At 68.5% G+C, this 21250-nt stretch carries 16 protein-coding genes; 9 read left to right on the top strand and 7 right to left on the bottom strand.

The window, feature by feature from the left end:
* The first annotated feature begins 5 nt into the window (after positions 1-5).
* Together AL072_RS30260 and AL072_RS30255 are read left to right on the top strand one after the other, a co-directional pair.
* Positions 6-818, top strand: a complete 813-nt coding sequence (locus tag AL072_RS30260; protein ID WP_245637058.1) for a class II aldolase/adducin family protein — start codon at positions 6-8, stop codon at positions 816-818.
* A gap of 233 nt (positions 819-1051) precedes the next feature.
* Complete coding sequence (locus AL072_RS30255) at positions 1052-1525, top strand: MarR family winged helix-turn-helix transcriptional regulator (protein WP_045585329.1); 474 nt, start codon at positions 1052-1054, stop codon at positions 1523-1525.
* A gap of 126 nt (positions 1526-1651) precedes the next feature.
* Here AL072_RS30255 and AL072_RS30250 read toward each other — a convergent pair whose 3' ends face one another.
* The 3 genes from AL072_RS30250 to AL072_RS30240 all read right to left on the bottom strand — a co-directional run bounded on the left by AL072_RS30250 (position 1652) and on the right by AL072_RS30240 (position 6560).
* Complete coding sequence (locus AL072_RS30250) at positions 1652-3343, bottom strand: methyl-accepting chemotaxis protein (RefSeq protein WP_158511113.1); 1692 nt, start codon at positions 3341-3343, stop codon at positions 1652-1654.
* Positions 3344-3878: 535 nt separating this feature from the next.
* Positions 3879-4898 carry a purine-nucleoside phosphorylase gene (locus AL072_RS30245; RefSeq protein ID WP_045585161.1) on the bottom strand — a complete coding sequence of 340 codons (1020 nt, stop codon included), beginning with the start codon at positions 4896-4898 and terminating at the stop codon, positions 3879-3881.
* 144 nt (positions 4899-5042) lie between these two features.
* Entirely contained in the window at positions 5043-6560 is a 1518-nt protein-coding gene (locus AL072_RS30240) for a ribonuclease J (protein ID WP_245637057.1), read from the bottom strand.
* Positions 6561-6963: 403 nt separating this feature from the next.
* On the opposite strand from AL072_RS30240, the gene AL072_RS30235 reads away from it, so the two are divergent.
* Positions 6964-7677: a Crp/Fnr family transcriptional regulator gene (locus AL072_RS30235; RefSeq protein WP_045585160.1), complete on the top strand. Its 714-nt coding sequence runs from the start codon at positions 6964-6966 to the stop codon at positions 7675-7677.
* A gap of 25 nt (positions 7678-7702) precedes the next feature.
* Here the strand turns inward: AL072_RS30235 and AL072_RS30230 are convergent, their stop codons facing one another.
* Positions 7703-10333: a methyl-accepting chemotaxis protein gene (locus tag AL072_RS30230; RefSeq protein ID WP_045585159.1), complete on the bottom strand. Its 2631-nt coding sequence runs from the start codon at positions 10331-10333 to the stop codon at positions 7703-7705.
* 479 nt (positions 10334-10812) lie between these two features.
* Here AL072_RS30230 and AL072_RS30225 point away from each other — a divergent pair, with 479 nt between their 5' ends.
* From AL072_RS30225 to AL072_RS30200, 6 genes are read left to right on the top strand one after another with little or no spacing between them, the layout of a single operon-like run.
* Positions 10813-11151, top strand: coding sequence for an acyl carrier protein (locus tag AL072_RS30225; RefSeq protein ID WP_281178709.1), 339 nt, complete (start codon positions 10813-10815; stop codon positions 11149-11151).
* Complete coding sequence (locus AL072_RS30220; RefSeq protein WP_082109294.1) at positions 11148-12368, top strand: acyl-CoA dehydrogenase family protein; 1221 nt, start codon at positions 11148-11150, stop codon at positions 12366-12368. Before AL072_RS30225 ends, AL072_RS30220 begins: the two co-directional genes overlap by 4 nt.
* Positions 12369-12398: 30 nt before the next feature.
* Positions 12399-13325, top strand: coding sequence for an amino acid--[acyl-carrier-protein] ligase (locus AL072_RS30215; protein WP_045585158.1), 927 nt, complete (start codon positions 12399-12401; stop codon positions 13323-13325).
* Positions 13289-14272: a DUF1839 family protein gene (locus AL072_RS30210; protein ID WP_245637056.1), complete on the top strand. Its 984-nt coding sequence runs from the start codon at positions 13289-13291 to the stop codon at positions 14270-14272. The genes AL072_RS30215 and AL072_RS30210 overlap by 37 nt, the downstream gene beginning before the upstream one ends.
* A 6-nt stretch (positions 14273-14278) precedes the next feature.
* On the top strand, positions 14279-16801 hold the full coding sequence (locus AL072_RS30205; RefSeq protein ID WP_045585157.1) for a glycosyl hydrolase 2 galactose-binding domain-containing protein: 2523 nt from the start codon (positions 14279-14281) through the stop codon (positions 16799-16801).
* Positions 16798-18600: an alpha/beta fold hydrolase gene (locus AL072_RS30200; RefSeq protein ID WP_045585156.1), complete on the top strand. Its 1803-nt coding sequence runs from the start codon at positions 16798-16800 to the stop codon at positions 18598-18600. The genes AL072_RS30205 and AL072_RS30200 overlap by 4 nt, the downstream gene beginning before the upstream one ends.
* A 119-nt stretch (positions 18601-18719) precedes the next feature.
* On the opposite strand, the gene alkB is transcribed toward AL072_RS30200, so the two are convergent.
* Genes alkB through ada form a run of 3 tightly spaced genes read right to left on the bottom strand, consistent with a single transcriptional unit; the run spans position 18720 to position 21194 of the window.
* A complete protein-coding gene (alkB, locus tag AL072_RS30195; protein WP_082109293.1) occupies positions 18720-19379 on the bottom strand; it encodes a DNA oxidative demethylase AlkB in 660 nt (219 codons plus the stop codon).
* On the bottom strand, positions 19366-20073 hold the full coding sequence (locus AL072_RS30190) for a 2OG-Fe(II) oxygenase (RefSeq protein ID WP_342669617.1): 708 nt from the start codon (positions 20071-20073) through the stop codon (positions 19366-19368). Before AL072_RS30190 ends, alkB begins: the two co-directional genes overlap by 14 nt.
* Positions 20070-21194, bottom strand: a complete 1125-nt coding sequence (gene ada / locus AL072_RS30185; protein WP_045585154.1) for a bifunctional DNA-binding transcriptional regulator/O6-methylguanine-DNA methyltransferase Ada — start codon at positions 21192-21194, stop codon at positions 20070-20072. Before ada ends, AL072_RS30190 begins: the two co-directional genes overlap by 4 nt.
* Positions 21195-21250: the final 56 nt, after the last annotated feature.

Below are 21250 nucleotides of genomic sequence, written 5' to 3'. Positions count from 1 at the left end.
AATCCATGACGACCGCGACCGCCGCCGTTCCCGTTTCCATTCCCGCGCCCGCCATGGGGCACAACAGCGTCGTCCGGCCCGCCCATATCGGCGAGGAGGAATGGGCGCTGCGCTGCCAACTGGCCGACTGCTACCATCTCGTCGATTTCATGGGCTGGACCGAGACGATCTTCAACCACATCTCGGCCCGGCTGCCGGGGCCGGCGCATCACTATCTGGTCAACCCCTTCGGCCTGAACTACACCGAGGTGACGCCGGCCAACCTGCTGAAGGTCGGGCTGGACGGCGAGAAGCTGGAGCCGTCGCCCTATGACGCCAACCCGGCCGGCTTCGCCCTGCACAGCGCCATCCACGAGGCGCGCGACGACATCCACTGCGTCATCCACACCCACACCACCGAGGTGTCGGCCATCGTGCAGAAGAAGCAGGCCTTCTCGCACAACGACTTCTACGGCGCCCAGCTCTACGGCCGCGTCGGCTACCATGCCTTCGAGGGCATCACGCTGTTCGCCGACGAAAAGCCGCGCATGCTGGAGAGTCTGGGGAACAAGCATATCCTGGTGCTGCGCAACCATGGCATCGCGGTGGGGGAGTCCAGCATCGCCAAGACCTTCTTCCTGCTGTGGACGGTGCAGCGCGCCGCCGAGATCCAGACGCTGGCCGACAGCATGCGCGGCGAGGACGTCGAGCTGTCGACCGAGGTCCGGCAGAAATGCAGCGACCTGACCGCCATGCTGATCCGCGACAGCGGCTTCGCCGTGAAGTTCTTCGACGCCATGGTGCGCAAGATGCGGGCGGCGCGCGGGCCGGGCTGGTGAAGGGGGCTGTCGCATGCCCTGTCGGCAGCCTTCGCCCCCTCCCTAACCCTCCCCCGCTCCGCGGGAGAGGGGACTGCCACCGTTCCTGCGCTCAACCCCCCTCTCCCGCGAGAGCGGGGGAGGGTCGGGGAGGGGGCAGAGGGTCGCGGCACCGCAAGGCGTTTGGCAACCGAACCGGCGGTTGGTACAAGATGGCCCCGGCCTCGCCGACCGCTGGACAGACATTGGGCATCATGGCCATTACGAAGAAGCTGCGCCGCTACATCCCCTCCGATCCCGAGTTCCAGGTCGAGGAGTTTCCCTTCTACTGGCTGGCCCGCGTCCAGGGCATCTACACCCAGAAGATGGAGACCGCGCTGAAGCGGATAGGCACCGACATCCCGACCTGGCGGGTGCTGTTCATCCTGAAGACGCACGGCACGTCGAGCATCTCGGAGATCTCGACCCACGCCATCGTCAAGCTGTCGACGATGACCCGCATCGTCTACCGGATGAAGGCCGAAGGGCTGGTGGACACCGGCACCAACGCCGACGACGGCCGCGTCACCGAGGTGGCGATGACCCCCGCCGGCCATGCGCTGGTCGAGCGCATCCAGGAGGCGACCGGCAAGCTGTTCGCCCGCAGCTTCGAGGGGCTGTCGGAATCGCAGATCGGCAAGCTGAACGCCACCCTGCAGCAGCTCTACGCCAATCTGGCGGAGGAGTGAAACCAGGGTCAAAAGTCAGAACCTTTTGACCCTGGCATAAGGCTGGAGTTTCGTGCGTTTCATATTGAACGGACGAAACTCCAAATCCAATGGCCGGCGCGGTGCAACACCGTCACCGGCGACGCATCATCGTTCCGCCGTGCGGAGTCCAATCACCGCCTCCTTGTCCGAACTGGCCTTCAGCTCCTTCAAGACCATCAGCATGGCATTTTGCAGCACGTGCGCTTGCTCCGACAGGGCTCGGGCGACGTTCATGGTCTGGTTGGTGGCTTGCAACGTCGACTGAGTCTCCTCGCTGACCCCCTGCATGGCTTGGCTGACCTCATGGGTTCCCGTGGCGGCCTGTTGAGCGTTGCGGGCAATCTCATCGGTCGCGGCCCGCTGCTGCTCCAGGGATGCGGCGACTGTCTTGGACAAGTCGGCGATCTGATGGATGACATCCGTGATCTGGTTGATGGCGAAAACCGCCTGACCGGTTGTGCTCTGCACTTCGGCGATCTGGGCGCGGATATCGTCCGTCGCCTTCGCGGTTTGCGCAGCCAGATTCTTGACCTCGTTCGCCACGACTTCGAAGCCCTTGCCCGCCGCACCGGCACGCGCCGCTTCGATCGTCGCGTTGAGCGCGAGCAGATTCGTCTGGGAGGCGATGGTGTTGATCAGGGATGCAACATCCCCGATACGGGACACGACACCCACCAGATTTTGCATTCTGCCATCGACATCCTTGGCGAAACTGGACGCTTCACCGACGACCGCGGTCGACCGCGCCATCAACTCATTGACCTCCAGTATCGAGTTCGACAGTTCCTCCGTCGCCGCAGCCACGGTGTTCACATTGGCCGATGCTTGCTGGGCAGCCGTGCTGACCGACGTGGCGCGTGCGCGAATGGCTTCCACCGAGCCGGACAGCGACTTCGCCGCTCCTTCGGCATCTTCAGCGCCGAGGGACACATTCTTCACGACACCGCCGACCTGCGATTCGAGACTGACGGCCAATGCCCCGGTCAGCCGGCGACGTTCGCCTTCAGCCGCCGCGCGCACCGCGTCCTGCTCGGCGATCAAGCGGCGGTTTTCGATCGCATGAGTGCGGAACACATCGACCGCCCGGGCCATTTCACCCAATTCATCATGACGCTTCGTTCCGGCCACGGAGACATCGACATTCCCATTCGCCAAGGCGATCATGGCTTTCTGCAAAAGAGAAATCGGCCGTTTGATGCCGGTGGCGACGAACAGCGCGCCTCCCGCCGTCACCAGGACAAACAAAAGAACCAAAAAGACAGTCCATTCCAAACCGGCGTAAAAGTCGGCGTCCAGATCATCGATGTAAGCGGCGGTTCCGATCGAGATGTTCCACTGCGGGAAGCCCGCGATATATGCGACCTTTGCCAGGGGTTCCTTCATTCCGGGTCGCGGGAACCAGTAAGTGATGACGCCCGAACCAGCGCGCGCCGCAGCTATCTGAGACTCGACATATTTATTTCCATAGGCATCGACCTTATTGATTTTGTTTTGCCCTTCGCTCGCCGGGTCCGGGCCGAATACAATTTGAGTCCCGTCGAAGGTATAGACAAAGTAATAACCGTTCCCACTGTCGAACTTCAGCGGTCGTATCGTGTCCCTGAAGCTGGTCAACGCCTTTTCCCGCGTCAATGTGCCGGCCTGCACACGACTTTCGAGGTCGGCAGCGACAGACGTGGCCAAATCCACCGTCGCCTTCAGTTTTTCCACACGCGCCGTATACATGGCGTCATACTGAGAAAATGACATGACAGTAGCCAATGCCGCGAGTGACAGCAGCGAAAGAACCACAATCATTTGAAGCCGTATCGAAATACGAGGATGTATTATCGAAGTGATAAATTGTCGCATCACTGCTCCGTTTCTGTAAAATTTTATAATTGTTAGCGATAATCCCCAGAGGGACAGCTCTGAAATTTTAGAGAAGACGCCACAACCTTACAATTCTGAATCCACTGGTCCTGGTTGCGACAAATTCGCTGACAGGCTGGTGCGGGAGTGTCCGCGGCGCTTGAATACAGCCATCCTGCCACTCCCGTGGATAAACGACTTGCTGGAATGGGATCAGCCTAATTGGCCGGTGAGTTCACAATTCAGCAACTAAAAGTAGATTCTGTGCCCACGATGGTGCCCTGGAGCTTCGTGCGTTCACCATGAAACGCACGAAGCTCCAGCCCTGTGTTTGGCGATCGGAGTCACGCTTCAAATCGATGCCGATTTTACGCGATCCGATCCAAATCATCGGTCATGGACGATGCCGCCGATATCCGCGCCTGTCGGCGCGCCCTGCTGCCAGGATCTCCCGCGCCGGATCTCCCGCGCCGGCGGCCGTTTATTGGGCGGGCAGCGCCGGCACGCCGTCTTTCCACCGGTCCCAATGGCCGACGATGTGGTCGACCATGCGGGAGCCGACCAGCTCCACATTCTCCACCGTCTCGGCGAAGCCGCCGGCGGTTTCGCCCGGCTTGGGATCGAGATGCTGGAGCGTGGTCTCGTTCGGGTTGCCCTGGTCGAAATTGACCGCGCCGCGCAGGCTCATCACCCGGTCGGAACCCTGCAGCCGCTTGATCACCAGCGTGATCGCCGCCGCCTCCATCTCGGTGATGACATAGTCGTCGGCGCCATAGAGCTTGGCGATGTATTGCGCCTGCGCCGACATGCCGGGGCCGTGGAAGAAGGTGTCGCCGGTCATGTGGGTGCCGGTGCCCACGAAAGGAGCACGCTGCGCGGCTTCCTGCGGATAGCGCTTGCGGTAGGCACGGGCGGAGTCGCTGTCCTTCAGCGGCGTGTCGGCGGTCAGCTTCATCGCCCAGGACACCAGCGCCGGGTTCATCGGGAACAGCCGCACCGCCTCGTAGCCCTTGCGCGGCATGAAGGTCGGCTCGCCCGGCTTGTTCTCCTCCGGCGCCCAGCGGTGGCCGAGGTCATAGTCGACGACCCAGGTCGCCCAATTGACCTCGCCGATGGTGCCGCGCGACGGCGGGGTGCCGGCGACGCCGGTGACCAGGAAATAGGCCTGCGACAGGTCGAGCTGCGGATTCAGCAGGATCGCCTGCATCGAGGCCGACGAGCTGACCTTGCCCATGCCCAGCACCGAGCCGCACACGCCGTCGGTGTTGCAATAGACCGGGTTCAGCGCACCCTTCACCGCGATCGGCTCGGCCGTCTGCCAATAGCGCTCGTACCAGTGCTGGAACTCGCCCGCGCGGTCGCCGGTGTTCTTGCCGATCTCGAACATCGAGCCGACGAAGACCTTGACCTTGACCGGCTCCGCAGCCTGGGACGTCCCGTTCAGTCCGAACAGGAGCAGGGCCGACAGCGCGGCACCGCGGCAGCAGGAGAGCAATGACATCGAAACTTCACTCCATGGGACGAAAAGACGCACCGGAGTATGCAACAGCCGCGCCATGCCCGTCCCCATCGATGTGCACCGCAACGAAAAACGCCCCGCACCGGAGGGTGCGGGGCGTCTGCCGTCAGGGCCGGATACGCGCCGTCAGGCAGCGACGCGCTCCGCCATGTCCTCATCCACCGTCACCGGCGGGATCCAGGGGATCAGCTCGCGGCCGGTGTTGGCGAGGCGCCTCGGTTCGATGCGGCCGATCACGCGGGTGCCCTCATGGGCGATGCGCAGGATGTCGCCATCCTCCGGGACCAGCGCGCGCTCGACGCCGCAGGAGCGGGCGAGGCGGGCATGGGCCTCCATATGGCCGATTGTGCCATGGACCGGCACGGCGAAGCGGGGACGGACCAGACCGTACATGCGGGCGAGGTCGTCGCGTTTCGGGTGGCCGGAGACGTGGACCGGCGCGTCGGCCGGGGTGACGATCTCGACGCCCATGCCGCGCAGATGCGCGTGGATGTCGGCCAGCACCTCCTCGTTGCCGGGGATGGTGCGGGCGGAGAAGATGACGGTGTCGCCCTCCTCCAGCCACAGCTCGCGGTGCTCGTTGCGGGCCAGACGGCTCAGCGCCGCCCGCTCCTCGCCCTGGCTGCCCGTGCACAGGAACACGAGGTTCTCGCGCGGGGTCCAGGAGGCTTCGCGCACGTCCATGAAGTCCGGCACATGGTCGAGATAGCCGCAGGCCTGCGCCGCCTTCTCCATGCGCAGCATGGAGCGGCCGACCAGCACGACCTTCCGGCCGACCGCCGCCGCGGCCTCGGCCACCGCGGTCATGCGGGCGACATTGGAGGCGAAGCCGGTGACGGCGATGGCGCCCGGACGGCCGGCGAAGGCGGCGATCAGGCCGGCCCGCGCATCGGCTTCCGACCCGGTCGCGCCGGGCACGTCGGCGTTGGTGCTGTCGCACATCATGGCGAGCAGCCCCTCGTCGCCCAGGCGCTTCAGCGCGGCGAAATCGGTGGTCCGGCCGATCAGCGGATCGGGATCGAACTTCCAGTCGCCGGTGTGCAGAACCGTGCCGGCCGCCGTGCGGATCGCCAGCGACATCGGCTCGGGGATCGAATGGGTGACGGCGATGGTCTCGATCCGGAACGGACCGATCCGCAGCGTGTCGCCGATGTCGAAGGTCTGCACCTTGGCGGCGCGGTGGGCGCCCTTCTCCTTCAGCCGGTCGCGGATGATGTGCGAGGCGAAGGGGCTGGCATAGATCGGGCAGCGCAGGCGCGGCCACAGATGGTGGATGGCGCCGATATGGTCCTCGTGGGCGTGGGTCACCACCAGCCCGACGACGTCCTGCATCCGCTCCTCGATGAAGGTCGGATCGGCCATCAGGCTGTCGACGCCCGGCGCCTCGTCGCCCATGAAGGCCACGCCGGCATCGACGATCAGCCATTTGCCGGCATGACCGTAGAGCGCCATGTTCATGCCGATGCGCGAACAGCCGCCCAGCGGAAGGAACAGGATCTCGTCCTTGCCCGGAACCGGGCCGATGGGGCCGCCGCCATGGACCGTGTTGGCCGTCGGGCGGGAGCCGTCGAAGTCATCGCGCGGACGCGGGTTGCGTGCGCGGTTGTTCGGCGCCATCCGGCGCCGCTTTGAATCAAACGTCATGCCTCTGTCGTACGTCTCACATAGGCCGGCATTCGACGCTGCCGGGCGGGCGTGCATCGCTCGTCGATGCGGATCTCGTCGGATAAGGAGTTGAAAGGACCATGCCGGAGGCGCCACGGGGCGGCCGTCGGACGGCAGGGAGCGGGGATTGGGCGGGGTTGCCGGCGTAAAGCCGTGAGAGCCCGGTTCGTTCGTCTGGTCTTATGTGGGCAAAGCCGGGCCGGCGTCAAGGGCGCTTGCGAAAAGTCGCAACGATCGGCGGGGCATTGCCGATATGCAAGACCGCTTCCAGGCCGGGGCGCGAAGGCGGGAGAGGTGGGAAGACGTTTGGAACATGCCCGAAAAGCTGCCAAACTCGGCGTCCGCGACCGTTCGTACCCACAGCATAGCCCCGCCGCAAACCATGGACATGACCGTGAAGAAGACCGACATCACCGCGGCGTGGCGGGGTCTGGCCAATTGCCGGGGGTGCGGCATCCGGGAGTCGGCGCTGTTCGCCGACCTGACCGAGGCCGATTTCGGCCTGATCCATCTGCCCATCGATGAATTCACCGTGGCGCCGGGGGCGGCGCTCTACCATGTCGGCGACGAGCCGTCGGCGCTCTACACCGTGCGCGGCGGGCTGGTGAAGCTGGTGCAGTATCTGCCCAACGGCAGCCAGCGCATCGTCCGGCTGCTGCGGGCCGGCGACACCGCCGGGCTGGAGGCGGCGCTGGGCGAACCCTACCGGCACACAGCCATCGCCATCCATCCGGTGCTGACCTGCCGCATCCCGGTCGCGGTGATCCAGCGCCTGTCGGTCGAAACCGGGCACCTGCACCGGCAGCTGATGCGGCGCTGGCATCAGGCGGTCGAGCGGGCCGACGCCTTCCTGGTCGAGCTGGGCACCGGCAGTGCCCGCGCCCGGGTCGCCCGCCTGTTCCTGACCCTGGTGGACGAGCGCGGCGAATGCGACTTCTTCGGGCGGGAGGATGTCGGCGCCGTGCTGGGCATCACCACCGAGACCGCCAGCCGCGTGGTGGCCGAGTTGAAGCGCCAGGGCGTGCTGGAGGAGCTGCGGCCCAACCGCTTCCGCTGCGGCCTGGATGCCTTGCGGGAGCTGGCGGACGGGCCGTAGGGAGCACGATTCTGCGGGAGGAGCGTCAGGCCGCCCGCATCCCGTCGACCAGCGCATCGACCTGACCGGCCAGCGACCGCAGCTGGCCCTGCACGGTCGAGGAGGCCGACAGCACGCGGTTGGCCGATTCCCCCGACTCCCGCGCCGCGTCGGCGACGCTGTCGATGTTGCCGCGGACATGGCGGGTGCTGTCGGCCGCCTCGCCGACATTGCGGGCGATCTCGCGGGTGGCGGCGCTCTGCTGTTCCACAGCGGCGGCGATGGTGGCCGAGATCTCGTTGACCTCGCGGATGGTGACGGCGATGGAGCGGATGGCGTCCACCGCCTCCTGCGTCACTGCCTGCATCGCGGCGATCTGGGCGGAGATGTCCTCCGTCGCCTTGGCGGTCTGGGTCGCCAGCCCCTTCACCTCCGACGCCACCACGGCGAAACCCTTGCCGGCCTCTCCGGCGCGGGCGGCCTCGATGGTGGCGTTCAGGGCCAGAAGGTTGGTCTGGCCGGCGATCGACTGGATCAGCCCGACCACCTCGCCGATGCGGCCGGCGGTCTGCGCCAGCCCCTCGACCGTGCGGTCGGTGCGCTCGGCCTCGTCGGCGGCCTTGCGGACGATGCGGCTGGAGGCGTGGACCTGCGAGCCGATCTCCTGGATGGAGGCGGACAGCTCCTCGGTCGCGGCGGCCACCGCCTTGACGTTGCCTTCCGCCTGCTGGGAGCTGCCGGCGGCGGTCGTCGCCTCCCCGGCGGTGAGGTCGGCGCTGCGGGTCATCCGCTCGGCCATGTCCTGCATCTCGCCGGCGGCCTGGGCGACGCGGTCGAGCACGCCGCGGACGCTGCTCTCGAAATTCTCCGCCATCTCGACCATGGCGCGGCGGCGCTCGCCGGCGGCGCGGCCGCGTTCGGCCTCGATGCGGGCGCTGGCGGCCTTCGCCTCGGTGGCGGTGTCGCGGAAGATGGTCAGGGCGCGGGTCATGTCGCCGATCTCGTCGGAGCCGGCGGCGGGAATGGCGGCGTCGAGGTTGCCGGCGGCGATGGCGCGCATGGCATCCGACAGGGCGCTCAGGCGGGCGACGATGTGGCGGCCGACGACCAGCCAGGCCAGCGCCACCGCGCCGACCAGGCTGCCGGCGGCGAACAGGATCAGCATGCGGCGGCCGGCGTCGATGGTGCCGCCGGTGCCGGCGACGGCGGACTTGGCCTCGTCCCGCATGGCGGCGATCTGGCGGTCGACGGTGGCGGCGAAGCTCTGGGCCAGCAGGCGGCTTTCCGCCAGCACCCGGCCGGTGTCGGCCGCCGCCGCCAGCTCGGCCCGGCGCAGCGAGACGATGCCGTCCTCGCCCCGGCCGAAGCCGGTCAGCGCCCGCGCCAGCGCGGCCAGCACCTCGTTGCCTTCGGCGTCGCCGCCGACATCGCTGCGGAGCTTGCCGACCCGTTCGTAGAGCGCCGACGACGCGGCGGAGAAGCGCTTCTCCAGCAGATCGAGCCGGGCGGCGTCGGGGGCCTGCGCCGCCTCGTTCAGCGCGCCGGTCAGGGCGGTGCCGTAGGTCGACAGCTCCAGATATGTGCGGAACCGCTCCAGCCCGCTGCCCAGCAGATCCTGCATCGCCTCCTGGATCTGGGAGCGGACGTCGAAATTGGCGCGCTTGATGTCGCTCTGGACCTTGCGCAGCGGCGCCTTCAGCCCGTCGAGCAGCTGGGCTGCCTGCGCCCGCGCATCGGCCAGCCGGTCGGCCAGCCGGCGGTCGACCGCGCCGCTGCTGTTCCCGGTGCCGTCCAGCGCAGCGCGGCGCAGGTCGAAGACATTGTCCTTGCCGTAGCCGAAGAGGAACAGCGCGTCGATCCTGGCACCGGTGTCCGGCGCCACGCGGTCGCCCAGCGTGCCGAGCGAGGCGCTGACCTGGGAGGAGGATTCCAGATAGGCCTGCTGCAACTCGATGATGGTCTTGGCGTCCGGGGCGGTACCGGACCGGTTCATGGCGTCGAGCGCACCGGCGATGCTGCCGCGCAGGTCGTAGAGCGCGATCATCGAGCGCACCGCGTCGGACAGCGCCCCCATGTCGCGGTCGGTGCCGCCGTCCAGCGCCATGCCCTTTTCCTGCAGGGCGTTGCCGGCGCCGTCGACCAGCGGGGCCAGCGTCTTCAGGAAACCGTCGTAGGACTGGGCCAGCCGGCCGCCGGCCGCCTCGCGCCGGTCGCGCAGCGAAAGCCGGTGGGAGACCCCGTCATTGACGCGGTCGAGCGTGCCGATCAGCGCGTTGCCGGTGTCGCGCACCTCTCCCAGCAGCGGATCCTGCGGCCGGCGCCGGGCCAGCTCGTCGACCAGCGCGAGGAAGTCGCGGGCGTCCTTGGCCGTCTCGGCCTTGATGCGCTCCCGCTCCTCCTGGCTGGCGGCGCCGTCGAGCGCGGGGGCGGCCGACGCGATGCGGCCGCTTTCCCCGGCCAGCCGGGTCGCCAGCTCCATCTCCGGCAAGCTGGTGTCGGCGATCTGCTCCATCGGCGCCTCCACCGCGGAGAAGGACATCAGCCCGACCGCGCTGGCCGCCACCGTCATCGCCGCCATGCCGGCGAAGGCCAGCAGCAGCTTCGCCCGCACGCCGAGATTGCGCCGGCCGGTGCCGGGTGGGGTGCCGTTTGGCGCGGCGGAAGCGGCGATGGCCATGGCGTGGGATCCCTCGGAACGGATGTGGCGCGGTGGACGCGGCACGGCTGGTATGGTTGCGGGGTGGATTGGTGCAAGCCCGCGTTGACCGTGATTTCGGAACTGCAAGCATTGCGGAGCCATTGCGACCATCGGTCACACCGGCCCTTGCATGGTTTCCATCTGTCCGCGGTCCGTCAATCGATTTTTCCGCAGTGGCGAAAAGATAGCGTCGGAGCTTCCATTCTGTGAAAATCCGACGGTCATATGACGGCAAAATTCCGCCTATGTGAAAGGCGCCCGGATACAGGAACCGGCCGGCCAGGGTCAGACAGTCGGCATGAGCGGAACCGGGGCCAACGGCCGACCCTACCCTGTGCTTACCCCCACCGGTGAAGGTTTTCATCACATGGATAGCCATGCGGCCATACCGATGCCGAGTGGAAGCACCGGTGTGGCGTGGCTAGCTTGGGGTCAATGGTTTCCAGAGGATCGCAAGAATGCCGCAGGATGTCAGTCCGCCTTTCGCCGCTTCGTCCTTCGACGGTTCGTCCTTCGGCGGCTCTCCGGCCGGCGGGAACGGCGATACGATGATCGACGACATCCGCTCCGTGCTGGCCGAGTGCGGCGGACTGGCGGTCGATGCCGGCACGCTGGCCGTCGATGACGACCTCTACGCCGCCGGCCTCACCTCCCACGGCTGCGTAGGGCTGATGCTGGGGCTGGAAGAGCAGTTCGACGTCGAGTTTCCCGAGCGGCTGCTGAACCGCCGCACCTTCGAGAGCATCGCCGCGATACGCGACGCCATGCGCGGCCTGACGGATGGGGGAGCGGCGTGAGCGCCGTCCCGGCCGGGGCGACCGACCGGGCCGCTCATGGCGGCGTGGCGGAGCGGGCGCGGGTCATCGGGGCCGAAATCGCGGCTCGCCATGCCGATGCGGTCGACCGCGACGGCCGCTTCCCGGCCGAGGCGTTCGACGCCCTGCGCGCCGAGGGGCTGCTCGGCGCCATGGTGCCGGCGGAGCTCGGCGGCGGCGGCGCCTCGCTGTTCGAGGTGGCGGCGGCCTGCCATGCGCTCGCCCGCGGCTGCGGCTCCACCGGCATGATCCATGCCATGCACCAGATCCAGGTCGCCTGTCTGGTCCACCATGGCGGGAACGGCTGGCACCGCGGCCTGATGGCGCGCATCGCCGCCGAACAGCTGCTGCTGGGATCCGCCACGACCGAGGCGGAGACCGGCGGCGACATCCGCAACAGCGTCTGCGCCGTCAAGGTGGACCAGGGAGCCGATCAGGGGGCCGGGGGCGGCCGCTTCACCCTGGCGAAGAACGCCTCGGTCATCTCCTATGGCGACCAGTCGGACGCGATCCTGGTCACGGCGCGGCGCACTCCGGACGCCCCCTCGTCCGATCAGGTGCTGGTGGTGCTGGCCAGGGAGGATTTCCGGCTGGAGAAGACGACGCTGTGGGACGCGATGGGGATGCGCGGCACCTGTTCCGACGGCTACCGCCTGGAGGCGTCGGGCGTCATCGACCAGATCCTGCCGCTGCCCTATGCCGACCTGTCGGCCCGGACCATGCTGCCGGTGACACATATCCTGTGGAGCAGTTGCTGGCTCGGCATCGCCGCCGACGCGGTGAGCCGCGCCCGCGCCTTCGTCCGGGCGGAGGCGAGGCGCAAGCCGGGCACCACCCCGGCCTCGGCCGTCCGGCTGGCCGAGGCGACGGCGAAGCTCCAGCAGATGAAGGCCACCATCCTCACCGCCATCAACCGCTACGAGTTGGCCTGCGGCTCGCCGGAGCTGCTGACCGGGCTGCCCTTTGCCACCGCCATGGCGACGTTGAAGGTCACGACGTCGGAGCTGGTGCGCGAGGTGGTGGAGGCGGCGATCCGCACCTGCGGGCTGGCCGGCTACCGCAACGACACCCCCTACAGCCTGGGCCGCCACCTGCGCGACGCCCATTCCGCCGCACTCATGATCGGCAACGACCGCATCATGTCGCATGTCGCCACGCAGCTTCTCGTCCTGCGCGACGGGTCGGGGCCTTTCGAATGAACGGGATGGCCGAATGAACATGGTGGGCAAATGAACATGCTGGACGCCGCCGCGGCCCAGGCCGCCTATCGCGACGAGCTGGTGGAAGCCGGCCTGCTGATCCCGACCGGCGTCGACGGCCTCTATGGCCGCAGCGGGTCGTTCGAGGAGGTGGTGGAGCGTTTCGACGCGCTGGTCACCCGCTGGGGCGGCCGGGACGGGGCGGAGGTGATGCGCTTCCCCCCGGCGCTGAACCGCCGCTATTTCGAGGAGAGCGAATATCTGAAGAGCTTTCCCCATCTGGCCGGTACCATCCACAGCTTCGCCGGCGACGAGAAGGCGCACCGCAGCCTGCTGCGCCGGCTGGAGGAGGGGCAGGACTGGACCGAGGATCAGGTCGCGACCGACGTGGTGATGACGCCGGCCGCCTGCTATCCGGTCTATCCCACCGTCGCCCGGCGCGGCCCGCTGCCCGGCGAGGGCCGGCTGATCGACGTCTTCTCCTACTGCTTCCGCCATGAGCCGTCGATCGACCCCGCCCGCATGCAGCTGTTCCGCATGCGCGAATACATCCGCATCGGCACGGCCGACCAGGTCGTCGAGTTCCGCGAGCTGTGGCTGGAGCGCGGGCGCGCGATGATGGCCTCGCTGGAGGTGCCGCTGGAGATCGACGTCGCCAACGACCCCTTCTTCGGCCGGGCCGGCGCCATGCTGTCGAGCAGCCAGCGCGAGCAGAAGCTGAAGTTCGAGCTGCTGATCCCGATCACCAGCAGCGAGAAGCCGACCGCCTGCCTCAGCTTCAACTACCACCAGGACCATTTCGGCCATCTCTGGGACATCCGGACGGCGGATGGCGGCGTGGCCCATACCGCCTGCGTCGGCTTCGGCATGGAGCGGGTGGCGCTGGCGCTGTTCCGCCACCACGGCTTCGACATCGGGCAATGGCCGGCACCGGTCCGCAAGCTGCTGTGGGGCTGACGGGCGCCATGTGGACCGCGCACCGCCCCGACGGCTACGACTGCCATTCCCTGCATCGGGGCGAGCGCATCTGGCCGGAGACCAACTGCTACGTCGATTTGTGGATCGAGGCGCTGCATGCCCGTGGGCTGGAGCCGCTGGCGATGCTGGGATTCACCGTCACCCAGGATTTCGAGGGCGACCAGTTCACCTTCTTCAAGGTGCCGCTGGAGGATCTGGAGACCCTGTACGGCCTGCGCGTGCAGGAGCTGGCGATCTACGAGGCGGTCGAGGCCCATGTGGCGGAGCAGGCGGCGCGCGGCCGGCTGGTGCTGGTGGAGGTCGACGGCTTCCATCTGCCGGACACCCGCGGCACCTCCTATGGCACCACCCATGTCAAGACCACGGTCGGCATCACCCGCATCGACCCGGCGGCGATGAGGATGGACTATTTCCACAATGCCGGCTTCCACCGGCTGGAGGGTGCCGATTACGACGGACTGATGGCCGCCGCGGCCGGGCCGCTGTACCCCTATGTGGAGTTCGTGAAGCCGGCGGCTCCGCCGCTGGAGGGCCGGGCGCTGGTGGGAGCGTCGCTGGAACTGCTGCGCCGCCATCTGGCGCGACGGCCGGCGGGCAACCCGGTGGCGGCCTACCGCGCCGCCTTCCCGGAGCATCTGGACCGGCTGCTGGCCCGGCCGATGGAGTATTTCCACCTCTACGCCTTCAACCTGCTGCGCCAGCTCGGCGCCAATTTCGAGCTGCTGGGCGCCCATGTCCGCTGGCTCGACGGTCCCGCCGAGGTGGAAGAGGCCTGCCGGTCGGTCGCCGAGGGCACCAAGGCGATGCAGTTCCAGCTCGCCCGCACGGTGGCGAGGCGCAAGGCGCCGGACCTGAGCGACGGCTTCGACCGGCTGGAGCGTGCCTATGACACCGCATTGGGCGGTCTGGCCCGCCGCTGCGGGTGACGGGCGATGGCGCGCATCCGATCGGTCACCGGACAACGGATCACCGCCCTCACCGAGGGGTGGACGATGGCGCCCTGCGCGCCCGGCGGGGAGGAAAGCGGGGAGCGGTTCCCGGCGCCGGTTCCCGGCACCGCCGCCCAGGCGCTCCAGGCCGCCGGGCTGTGGTCGGCCGAGGCACCAGCCGCGCTGCATGACCGGGACGTCCTCTACCGCACGCGGCTGTACGGGCATGGTCCCCGCATCCTGCGCTTCCACGGCCTCGCCACCATCGCCGAGGTCCGGCTGGATGGCGAGCGCATCCTGACCTCCGACAGCATGTTCCTGGCCCATGAGGTGCCGGTGATGCTGGACGGCGAGGCGGAGCTGGCCATCCGCTTCCATGCGCTCTACCCGGTGCTGGCTGCGAAAAAGGGCCGCGCCCGCTGGCGGCCGAAGCTGGCCGAGCCGGCGGCGCTGCGCTTCGTCCGCACCACGCTGCTCGGCCATATGCCGGGCTGGTGCCCGCCGATCCATGCCGTCGGCCCCTACCGGCCGGTGGAACTGGTCGAGCAGACCGGCCCTTTCCGCGTGCTGGCCGCCGACCTGCGCAGCAGTTACGACGGCCGCGACGGCCGGCTGTCGCTGCGGCTGACGGTGGAGGGTGCATCGCCCGGCATGGCGGCGGGGATGGTCGGCTCGGTCGAGGTCGTTGGCCGGGTGGCGCCGCTGGTCTTTGACGGCATCGACGCCTTCCGCGCCGACATGACCCTGCCCGGCATCGAGCCCTGGTGGCCGCATACCCATGGCGAGCCGGTGCTGCACAGCGTGGCCGCCCGCATCGGCGGGGTGACGGTCGATCTGGGGCGTGTCGGCTTCCGCTCGATCGACGTCGACCGCGGGCCCGACGGCAACGGCTTCGCCCTGCTGGTGAATGGCGAGCGCGTGTTCTGCCGCGGCGGCTGCTGGGTGCCGGTCGATCTGATCGGGCTGCCGGCCGGCCGCGCCGCCTATGAGCCGGAGCTGCGCCGGATGCGCGAGGCCGGGGCCAACATGGTCCGGGTCGGCGGCACCATGCTGTATGAGGGCGACGCCTTCTTCGAGCTGTGCGACGAGCTGGGCATCCTGGTCTGGCAGGACGCCATGCTCGCCAATTTCGACTATCCGACCGACCCGGCCTTCCTGGAGAGCCTGCGGGCGGAGATCGCGCAGCTGCTCGACCGCAGCCAGGCATCGCCGTCGCTGGCGGTGCTGTGCGGCGGCAGCGAGATGGAGCAGCAGGCGGCAATGCTGGGCCTGCCGCGCGCCTCCTGGACCCAGCCGGCGCTGACCGCGGTGATCGAGGAGACGGCGGCGCGGCTGCGGCCGGATTTGGTCCGGGTGGCGAACTCGCCCAGCGGCGGGGCGCTGCCCTTCGTCGCCGATGCCGGCGTGACCCATTACTATGGTGTCGGCGCCTATATGAGGCCGCTGGAGGACGCCCGGCGGGCGGGGGTGCACTTCGCCGCCGAATGCCTCGCCTTCTCCAACCTGCCGGAGGGCGGGCAAACGGGAGTCCCGGCGCTGCATCATCCGCGCTGGAAGGAAGGGGTGCCGCGCGATCCCGGCGCCTCCTGGGACTTCGAGGATGTGCGCGAACATTACCTGGAGGCGCTGTACGCGGTGGACCCGCGCCGGTTGCGCCACGAGGATCCGGACCGCTACCTCCGACTGTCGCGCGCGGTGACCGGCGAGGTGATGCAGGCGGTGTTCGATGAGTGGCGCCGGGCCGGCTCGGGCAGCGCCGGCGGGCTGGTCTGGCAATGGCGCGACCTTCGGCCCGGCGCCGGCTGGGGGGTGGTCGCAGCCGACGGCACGCCGAAGCCGGCCTGGCACGCACTGAAGCGCGCATTCCGCCCGCAGCGGGTCATCCTGACCGACGAGGGGGTGAACGGGCTGGCCGTCCATCTGGTCAATGACGGTCCCCGGCCGGTCGAGGCGGTGTTGCGCCTGACAGCATGGCGCGACGGGACGGTCCCGGTGCTGAAGGCCGAGCGGCCGGTGACGCTGCCGGCGAGAGGAGCGGTCCGCCTTGCCGCGGCGGAGCTGTCCGACCGCTTTTTCGACACAACCTACACCTATAGGTTCGGGCCAATCCCACACGATGTGGTGACGGCGCAATTGCTGTCGGCCGAAAGGGGCATGGAACGAATTGACGACGCTCATTATTTTCCAATGGGACGGTCGCTGCCCCGTGTCGACCCCGGCCTGACCGCCGTGGTCGGTCGGCAGGAAGACCAGTGGGAGTTGCGGCTTTCCACCAAGCGGTTCGCCTGCTCGGTCCATGTCGAGGACGAGCGGTTCCAGGCGGAGGAAGCGTGGTTCCATCTGCCGCCCGGCGCCGAACGGGTGGTCCGCCTGCTGCCACGGCAGGGCTGCCGGCCGGGGGATGTGGCGGAGATTGCAGGGTTTGGGGTCACGGACGGGACTGCACCGGCCGGGGGCTGGCTGCCGGATGGCGAGGTCCATGCGCTGAACGCGCAGGCACCCGTCCGCTACAGGGGGAACGCATGAAGGCGACACCGGTGGTGTTCGATGGGTGTTTCGGATGGCTGCATCCGGCGGACGGGCTGCGGGGTGTCGTCCTGTGCGGCCCTTACGGCTATGAGGAGCTCTGCGCCCATCGCGCTTGGAAAACCTTCGCGGAAAGACTGGCGGCGGCCGGCCTGCCCACCTTGCGCTTCGACTTTCCCGGATCAGGCGATTCCGCCGGCGACGACAGCGAGCCCGACCGGGTGCGCGCCTGGCTGGACGGGATCAAGGCGGCGGTCCGCCGCCTGCGCGAGGACACCGGCGTCACCGAACTGGTTCTGGTCGGCTTCCGCATGGGCGGGCTGCTCGCCACCGCGGCAGCGCTCGAACTGGCGGAGGAGGGGCAGGGCGTCGACCGGCTGGTCCTGCTGTCGCCGATCACCTCCGGCCGCAAGGCGGTGCGCGAGCTGCAGACGCTGTCGACCATGGTGCTGCGCCCGACCTGTAACCCGGAGCCGCCGGAGCGCGCGTCCTGGCTGAACGTGATCGGCATGCCGCTGACGCCGGAAACCGCGCTGGCGCTTGGCGGGCTCGACCCCTGCGACCGGCCGGCGGTGCCGGCCCCGCGCATCCTGATCGCCGACCGGCCGGAGGCCAGGGCGGCGGTGCGGCTGGCGGCGCGCTGGCGGACGCTGGGTGCCATGGCCGAGCCGATGGGCCTCGGCGGCATGATCGAACTGACGCAGCAGCCGCAGCGTGCCCGGGCCGCCGCGGTATTCGAGCCCGTCCTGGCCTGGATCGCCGCTGCCCCCGTCGCCGCCGGCGCCACCCCGCCGCCGGACCGCCCGGCCGGGCTGATGACGGCGACCGCGGTCGAGCGCCCGGTCTTCTTCGGGACGGCGCCGGAGCTGTTCGGCATCTACTGCACGCCGGTGCTGGCCGGGCCGGCCGGCGGCCGGCCGGCCATCCTGTTCCTAAACAGCGGCGCCACCCACCATGTCGGCTCCGGCCGCGCCACGGTGGTGCAGGCCCGGCGGCTGGCGGCGCGCGGCCATGCCTCGCTCCGGATCGACGCGGCCGGCATCGGCGACAGCCCCGACCGGCCGGGGGCGCCCGACAATCTGCTCTACAACCGCGAGGTCGTCGCCGACGTGCGCGCCGCGCTGGACTGGCTGGAGCGGCAGGGGCACGAGCGCATCGTCGTCATCGGCCTGTGCGCCGGCGGCACGCCGGCCCTCCATGCCGGGATGGGCGACGACCGCGTGGTCGGGCAGATCGCGCTGAACCCCGGCCGGTTCGAGCTGGGCGGCGGTACCGCCGTGACCGAGCTGATGCGGACGGTCGCCCACCGTTCCGCCAGGGAGTATCTGCGCGAGGCGCTGAAGCCCGCCCGCCTGCGCGCCAGCTTCCGCAACCGCGCCCGGCTGATGGGATTGACCGGCCGGCTGGCGGCCCGCTTCCTCCGCCGGGCGCTGATCCGGACCGGCCTGACCCGCCACGCGCTGCGCATGTTCCGTCGCCTGTCGGCCGAAGGGCGGCGGGTGCTGGTGGTCTATGGCAGCGACGACATGACGCTTGCCGAATTCTACCTGCATCTGGGCGAGGGCGGGCGCGCGCTCGACGGGCTGCCGGGGATCGAGGTGGTCTATCTCGACCATTCCGACCACAGCGTGACGGTATGGGAGGCGCGCGACCGGCTGGACCGGCTGATCGACCGCCATCTTGCAGCGATCGACTGCCCCGCCCAGGCCGGCACGAACTCGGCCTGCCTGGGCGGTTGGGAGCTTGGGTTGCCGCCCGGACTGCCGCCCGGACTGCCGTCGGGGGAACGGGTGGGGTAGGGGGAGAGGTCGTTGGGCGGACCGCTCTCCCGGCGGCCGGGCGCAAGCGCCGGCCACGACGACGGCTGGCGCATTTTGCGGAACGCGATCGGACTTGCACGGCACAGGGCCGGCTCCCGCTACCGGGCCTTCCGGAACGTGAGATTGTAGCGGAGGGGGCCGATGGGGCTTTCGCCGTCCTTCAGGGTATCGACACCATGAAACGTCATCCGCGCGGGCCCTCCCCAAACGACGACGTCGCCATGCAAGAGGCGCACCCGTCGAGGCCGATCGGAGCGACTGAGACCGCCCCACAGGAAAGTGGCGGTGAGGCCGAGCGACACGGAGACGATCGGACAGTCGAAGTCCCGCTCGTTGCGGTCCTGATGCAGCGATAGCCGTGAGCCCGGCTCATAGCGATTGACCAGACAGGCGTCCGGGTCGAAGCCCTCGAAGCCGGCCTTCCCGGCCGCCTGGCGTGCCAGCATGGCGAAGGCCTCGGGCATTTCGGGCCATGGCCGACCCGTTTCAGGATCGCGGGCATCGTAGCGATAGCCCGTCCGATCCGTCACCCATCCGACATTGCCGCAGTTGGTCATTGCCACGGACATCCGCCAGCCGCCGGGGGTTGTCATGTGCCTGAAGGGTGCAGCCTCGGAAATTCCTGCGATGGCGTCCAGCAGGTCGTTCTCAACCGGACGGGCGAATGCCGTGAGGTGGACCGCACCCGGCGCGAGCGGGTTGGTCCGTTCCTCGTCGCCGAAAAGGTCCGTTTCGCTCATCCTCTCACGCGGCGTCATGAAAAATGATCCCGACCGTATGGCGCCGCCCCTTGCGAAGTTTGCTTACGCCATGGCGAAGCATGACGCGGTGGTCGCCCTTGCTGCCGCGATGCGGCCGGCTGTTGACGGCGAACACCACCGCATCTCCCTTTGAAAGCGGCACCACGGCCGGACGGGTTTGCATTCTCGGCCGCTGCTCCGTCAGAACGAATTCACCGCCCTCGAAATCGTCCCCGGGATTGGAAAGCAGGATTGCGACCTGCAAGGGGAAAACATGCTCCCCATACAGATCCTGGTGCAGGCAGTTGTAGTCGCCGGGACCATATTGCAGCAGAAGCGGCGTCGGCCTGGTCTGCCCGGAGTCATGGCAGCGCTCGAGGAAATCGGAATGGTCGTCGGGAAAGCGCACGTCGATCCCCATCCGCTCGTTCCACCTGTTCGCGATCGGCGAGAGCCGGGAGTAGAGCGCGGTTCTCAGCCGCTGGATCAGGTCGGGCAGGGGATAGGAAAAATAACGATACTCCCCTTGTCCGAACCCGTGACGCGCCATGATGACATGGCTTCGGAAGGCAGCGCCTTCGCCGTACAATCCGGCGATCCCGTCGCATTCGCTCGCTGTCAACAGCTGTGGGAACACCGCCCAGCCTTGGGCATCCAGCTCCGCAGAAACCCCGGCCCAATCGATCCTTTCCATGCGCGCGTCCGTCATCATTCCGCCTTCCCGAGGCCGGCGGCCGGTCGAGGCCCCGGAGCGGCCTTCTCGCGCTCCAGAAACGTCCTCTTGCGCTCGACGCCCCAGGCGTAGCCGGACAGCGCGCCGTCGTTCCTCACCACCCGGTGACAGGGGATGGCCAGGGCGATGTTGTTCGCGGCACAGGCACCGGCAACGGCGCGGACGGCCTTGGGCAAACCGATCCTGAGTGCGATATCGGTGTAGGACGCCGTCTCGCCCGCCGGTATCTCGCGCAGGGCCTGCCACACCCTCTGCTGAAAAGCGGTTCCCCGCACATCGAGGGGAAGGTCCAGACCCAATCCGGGAGCTTCCACCAAGCCAACCACCTTGGCGACCAAAGCCTCGTACTCCGCATCGCCGCCGATCAGCCGCGCCTTCGGGAAACGGTCCTGGAGATCGCGCGCGAGGTCGTCGGGATCGTCGCCGATGAGGATCGCCGCAACGCCCTTCGCGCTGGAGGCGACAAGGATTGCGCCGAGGGAGGAGTCACCGACCGCGAACCTGATGTCCTCATTCTCGCCACCCGCGCGATAGCGGGACGGCGTCATGCCGAGCATTTCCGTGGATTTCTCGTAGAATCGGCCGCTCGAATTGAACCCGGCGTCGTAGATCGCCTCCGTTACCGTGTTGTCTGCGGTCAGGTTGTCCCGCACCCGTGCCGCGCGACGCCCAACCGCATAATCCTTGGGGGTGAGGCCGGTGGATGCCTTGAAGAGGCGATGCAGGTAGCCGGGGCTGCGCCCGACCACGGCGGCAAGGTCGGCCAGTGACGGGGGCGCGTCGCTGCTCTCGATCAGCCGGCACGCCTTCGCGACGATGGCGGCATTCTCGGCGTCAAGGGAGGGGCCATCCGGTTTGCACCGCTTGCACGGCCGGAAACCGGTCGCCCTGGCGGCTTCCAAGGTCTCGTGGAGGCCGACATTCTCCGGATTGGCGGGGCGCGACGGGCAGGAAGGCCGGCAATATACGCCCGTCGTCGCCACGGAATACCAGAACTGGCCGTCGGCAGTCCTGTCACGCGCCAGCACGCGCGCCCAGCGGGGATCCTCGGCAACGGACCGCCCTTGGCTGCCCTTCGCATGCTCCATTGTCCTGGCCATCCGGTGGCTCCCTTGTGTGGTTCGATCGCCATGTGTGGTTCGATCGCGACCATGCC

It is taken from the genome of Azospirillum thiophilum (assembly GCF_001305595.1).
Lineage (GTDB): Bacteria > Pseudomonadota > Alphaproteobacteria > Azospirillales > Azospirillaceae > Azospirillum > Azospirillum thiophilum.
The sequence above is the reverse complement of the archived record's forward strand: the minus strand, read 5'-3'. Positions and strand labels throughout refer to the sequence as shown.

Coding starts and splice junctions, on each gene's coding strand:
- AL072_RS30260 (WP_245637058.1), top strand. CDS start 6: ATGACGACCGCGACCGCCGCCGTTCCCGTTTCCATTCCCGCGCCCGCC.
- AL072_RS30255 (WP_045585329.1), top strand. CDS start 1,052: ATGGCCATTACGAAGAAGCTGCGCCGCTACATCCCCTCCGATCCCGAG.
- AL072_RS30250 (WP_158511113.1), bottom strand. CDS start 3,343: ATGATTGTGGTTCTTTCGCTGCTGTCACTCGCGGCATTGGCTACTGTC.
- AL072_RS30245 (WP_045585161.1), bottom strand. CDS start 4,898: ATGTCATTGCTCTCCTGCTGCCGCGGTGCCGCGCTGTCGGCCCTGCTC.
- AL072_RS30240 (WP_245637057.1), bottom strand. CDS start 6,560: ATGACGTTTGATTCAAAGCGGCGCCGGATGGCGCCGAACAACCGCGCA.
- AL072_RS30235 (WP_045585160.1), top strand. CDS start 6,964: ATGGACATGACCGTGAAGAAGACCGACATCACCGCGGCGTGGCGGGGT.
- AL072_RS30230 (WP_045585159.1), bottom strand. CDS start 10,333: ATGGCCATCGCCGCTTCCGCCGCGCCAAACGGCACCCCACCCGGCACC.
- AL072_RS30225 (WP_281178709.1), top strand. CDS start 10,813: ATGCCGCAGGATGTCAGTCCGCCTTTCGCCGCTTCGTCCTTCGACGGT.
- AL072_RS30215 (WP_045585158.1), top strand. CDS start 12,399: ATGAACATGCTGGACGCCGCCGCGGCCCAGGCCGCCTATCGCGACGAG.
- AL072_RS30210 (WP_245637056.1), top strand. CDS start 13,289: ATGGCCGGCACCGGTCCGCAAGCTGCTGTGGGGCTGACGGGCGCCATG.
- AL072_RS30205 (WP_045585157.1), top strand. CDS start 14,279: ATGGCGCGCATCCGATCGGTCACCGGACAACGGATCACCGCCCTCACC.
- AL072_RS30200 (WP_045585156.1), top strand. CDS start 16,798: ATGAAGGCGACACCGGTGGTGTTCGATGGGTGTTTCGGATGGCTGCAT.
- alkB (WP_082109293.1), bottom strand. CDS start 19,379: ATGACGCCGCGTGAGAGGATGAGCGAAACGGACCTTTTCGGCGACGAG.
- AL072_RS30190 (WP_342669617.1), bottom strand. CDS start 20,073: ATGATGACGGACGCGCGCATGGAAAGGATCGATTGGGCCGGGGTTTCT.
- ada (WP_045585154.1), bottom strand. CDS start 21,194: ATGGCCAGGACAATGGAGCATGCGAAGGGCAGCCAAGGGCGGTCCGTT.